The organism is Dietzia sp. Cai40 (genome assembly GCF_014145165.1).
Taxonomy (GTDB): domain Bacteria; phylum Actinomycetota; class Actinomycetes; order Mycobacteriales; family Mycobacteriaceae; genus Dietzia; species Dietzia natronolimnaea.
The window spans coordinates 1-1,533 of sequence record NZ_JAALEB010000486.1 but is presented as its reverse complement, the minus strand read 5'-3'; the positions used below and the strand labels follow the sequence as shown (position 1 = coordinate 1,533).

Here is a 1,533-nt window from a genome sequence, read left to right as displayed (position 1 = left end):
CGGGCCGTAGGGCGCACCGGGGCCGGAGCCCGGTTCCTGCGACGCCTCGGCGGTGCGGCCGGTGCCGGTCCGCGTCGACCGTGGTCGCACGGCCGACACCTCGGACCACCCGGTGGGTGGCACGGGGGTGCGGCGGTGCAGGCCGTACCACCCGGCGAGCATGGCGACGCCCATGAGGAACCCCGCCCCCACCACGAGGCTCTCCCCGGAACCGCCGAAGGTGGGTGCGCTGAGCAGGACGACGACGACGAGGACCGCGGCCGTGATCCTGGAACCGGATGCCCGGCCCTTCCCGATCAGCGCCTCCCCCTTGGAGACCTCGTCTCCGGCGGAGCGCAGGAGCAGCCACAACAGTGCGTACAGGAACACCCCGGCCCCGCCCCAGAGAGCGGCGATGACGAAGGCGATGCGGAAGAGGACGGGGTCCACCCCGTAGCGGCGGCCGAAGCCGCCACAGACGCCGGCGATCTTGGCGTCGTCCGGGGTCCGGACGGGTCGGGTCCGCCACAGGGAGCGGAGCTCTGATGGGACGTCGTGGGTGCTGGTGCTGGACATGACTCCATCGTGGTGGGCGGGCCGTGGTTCCACATCGGGGGCCGACCCTGATATTCGACCCTGAGAGCACCCGGCAGGGATGATGACGGCATGGTCGACACCGTCGTGGGATTCCTGAGCTCGGACGACCCCCTGCGGCTCTTCGGAGTGACGATGGTCGGCGTCAGCGGACGCACCTCCGGGGCAGGGTCTTCGCGGTCGGTGACCGGATCGCCGTCGGGGAGGTGCGTGGCGACGTGATGTCGCTGGGCTTCCTGCGGACGACGGTGATGGAGATGGGGGCCCCGTCGTCCATGACCGGATCGGAGACCGGGAACTGGGTACCGAGCCGCCAGTTCACCGGGCGGGTGGTGACCGTGTCCAACGGCGTGATCTTCGACGAGGCCGTCTTCAACCACTCCCGCGGTTTCCCGTTCCTCTGGGAGGAGATCTCGGTCAACCTCCCCTTCGACGTTGATCTGCGCGTCGTGGACGAGTTGTTCTCCGCGTGCGCCGATCGGCACACGCGCCAACTCAGCGACGAGGCGATGGCGAGTATGCAGCGGATGAGCCGCGTCTACGCGGTCGACGTCCGCGAGTTCGGACCGCAGGTCTTCGTCTCCCTCCAGGAGGACTGGATCCTCGCGACCGTCCGTTTCGTCGTCGGCAGTCACGGGGCGCGGGCGGTCAAGGACGCGATCTCACGTGACCTGGTGGCCGGGCTGAAGGAACTCGGGATCACTCCGGCGAGCGTGGCCTACGACATCCGTGCGGTGGGCGGGCCCCCTCCCGGGACGGACGAACCGGGGGAGATCCCCGATACCTCTCGGGGTCGCGATCTGTGACCATGGCGGTATGAGTGAGAACGCGACCGATCAGGTATCGGCCCCCGCGCCGCGACCGCCGGTCGCTCCACGGCCGCCCGCGGCCGTGCAGCCGGCCGGGTTCCGGTGGTACCCGCCGCTGACCAGGATCTCCGACGGGTCCGTCGTCGCCGGC

2 protein-coding genes are annotated in these 1,533 nt (G+C 70.5%); one reads left to right on the top strand and one right to left on the bottom strand.

The genetic code is table 11. The annotated features are described in order from the left end of the window. Positions 1–555: PspC domain-containing protein (locus G6022_RS16230; RefSeq protein WP_182692023.1), on the bottom strand; the 555-nt coding region annotated here is incomplete at its 3' end. A 224-nt stretch (positions 556–779) separates the two neighbouring features. Here G6022_RS16230 and G6022_RS16225 point away from each other — a divergent pair. Further along, positions 780–1,379, top strand: coding sequence for a mechanosensitive ion channel (locus G6022_RS16225; RefSeq protein ID WP_182639468.1), 600 nt, complete (start codon positions 780–782; stop codon positions 1,377–1,379). Positions 1,380–1,533: the final 154 nt, after the last annotated feature.